This window comes from Candidatus Propionivibrio aalborgensis (genome assembly GCF_900089945.1).
GTDB lineage: Bacteria > Pseudomonadota > Gammaproteobacteria > Burkholderiales > Rhodocyclaceae > Propionivibrio > Propionivibrio aalborgensis.
The window spans coordinates 1-1,734 of the sequence record NZ_FLQY01000138.1; the positions used below are offsets into that span (position 1 = coordinate 1).

Genomic DNA, 1,734 nt, shown 5'->3' on the forward strand with positions numbered 1-1,734 from the left:
GCCACGGGTGCCGATGTGTCAATGCTCATGCAGGCGGTGCAGCGTGATGTGCGCGAGAAGTTCGGCGTTGAATTGACCCCGGAGCCGATCATTCTCTGAGCTGGCGTCAGCGGAATTCCTGCTGTTTCAGGTGGGGCTATTCTGCCTTCTCGAACTTTACCTGCCCGTACATTTCGGGGTGCTTGGTGACGATCCAGTATCCGGCTTCGGACTCGGCGCGTTCCCAGGTTGCCGCACGCAGCGAGATGCTCTGCATGCCGCCTTCTTCCTGCGGCCATTCAAGCGTGTAACTGCGAAAGCCGCCCCGTTCCTGCAAGCGGATCTGGCGTGTCCAGCGCGGCGGCTCTCGGCGCAGTGTCGAAGTCGGACTGGTTTCCGGATGTTCGATTCGTAGTCTGAAAAGCGGCCCCAAGCCGCGATGCTGAATGATGTACTCACGATCCTTTGTGATCTCTTCAATGAGTTGCCAGTCGGGGCAGGCTTCGACGATAGCACCGATGGATTGTCCCTGGTCGTCGCGAACAATCTCCGCTGCAACGTCATAAGTGATTTCCGCACTCTCGACAAGATCATGCCAGGGTAGGCCGTGTCGGGTCGGTGGCGGGAAGGGAAGCGGCCGTTTTCCTTCCCTGATTCGGGCAAAAAGCGCCGATTTGATAACATCTTCCAGTTCGATCAGGGGGAAGGCCGAGCGCGGTTGCGAAGGAAAACTGCCGGCGCCCATGTAGCCCACATTCCACAGTGTCTTCAACCACTCCGCTGCGTCAAGTGCCACTTGCGCCAGCTGGGCATCAAATTCGGTGCTTTCCGTTGCACCGGCTTCAGTCAGCCCGGACAGTAATTCGGCCTCGCGCATTCGTGCGCGCATGCACTCCTGAAACAAACTGCCTACCCATTCAGCGTCAGCGGGAGAAAGCTGCTCAATGCGTTCGGCGAAGTTCATCAATTCATCGGCGTCAAGCGGGTCGACAGAATCGAGTGGCATTTCATCATTCATCATGGGGTTCGTGTCCCGGGTTGTTGAGGCAAGTTTAACCCCTCGCGTCAGCTTCGGATAGCGGCCCTGGGAGCGTCGGAGAGCGACCTTGTCCCGGCGGCTGGCGTGAAAATCCGTTAGAATCCTCCTCTTGGTGAGCAGTGGTCTGGAACTCTGGAGTCAGTAGTGATCGGCAAAACGGTATTGGTGACCGGTGCAGCTAAGCGGGTTGGGTGCTCAATCGCCCGAGAATTGCATGCTTCGGGTGCCAACATCATGGTGCATTTCCGTAGTATGGCGGATGCGGCCGAAGCGCTGACAGCCGAATTCAATTCTGCGTGACCAAGGTCTGCTCTTTGTCAGCAGGCCGACCTATTGAATATCGACGCACTATCCGCCCTTGTGACAACCACGGTTGCACATTTTGGGCGCCTGGACGCGCTGGTCAACAACGCGTCAAGTTTTTTTGCAACACCGTTTGGCGAGATCAATGAGGCGGTCTGGGACGATCTTGTCGGCAGCAATTTCAAGGCACCACTATTTCTGACCCAAGCGGCAGCGCCACATCTGAAAACGGTACATGGTGCTGTAGTCAACATCACCGATATTCATGCCGAAAGGCCGATGGCCGGATTTTCGTTGTACTGTGCAGCCAAGGCGGGGCTGCTCGGGCTTACGCGTGCGCTGGCCATTGAACTGGCGCCGGAAGTGCGTGTCAATGCAGTAGCGCCGGGGCCGATACTGTGGCCTGACGACAG

The 1,734-nt window shown here is 57.5% G+C and carries 4 protein-coding genes; 3 read left to right on the plus strand and 1 reads right to left on the minus strand.

All coding sequences use genetic code 11. The annotated features are described in order from the left end of the window. Positions 1-99 (plus strand): hypothetical protein (locus PROAA_RS08375; RefSeq protein WP_186410916.1); only part of this gene is annotated, 99 nt, incomplete at its 5' end. Between the two features lie 37 nt (positions 100-136). Here PROAA_RS08375 and PROAA_RS08380 read toward each other — a convergent pair. Then, positions 137-985: a hypothetical protein gene (locus tag PROAA_RS08380; RefSeq protein ID WP_186410917.1), complete on the minus strand. Its 849-nt coding sequence runs from the start codon at positions 983-985 to the stop codon at positions 137-139. Positions 986-1,162: 177 nt separating this feature from the next. On the opposite strand from PROAA_RS08380, the gene PROAA_RS19090 reads away from it, so the two are divergent. After that, positions 1,163-1,318, plus strand: a complete 156-nt coding sequence (locus PROAA_RS19090) for a Rossmann-fold NAD(P)-binding domain-containing protein (protein ID WP_245664212.1) — start codon at positions 1,163-1,165, stop codon at positions 1,316-1,318. 33 nt (positions 1,319-1,351) lie between these two features. Continuing rightward, a partial coding sequence (locus PROAA_RS08385; RefSeq protein ID WP_245664213.1) for an SDR family NAD(P)-dependent oxidoreductase occupies positions 1,352-1,734 on the plus strand: 383 nt, incomplete at its 3' end.

What these genes read in the sequence shown, in the direction of transcription:
- PROAA_RS08380 (WP_186410917.1), bottom strand. Translation starts at nt 985, where the DNA reads ATGCCACTCGATTCTGTCGACCCGCTTGACGCCGATGAATTGATGAAC.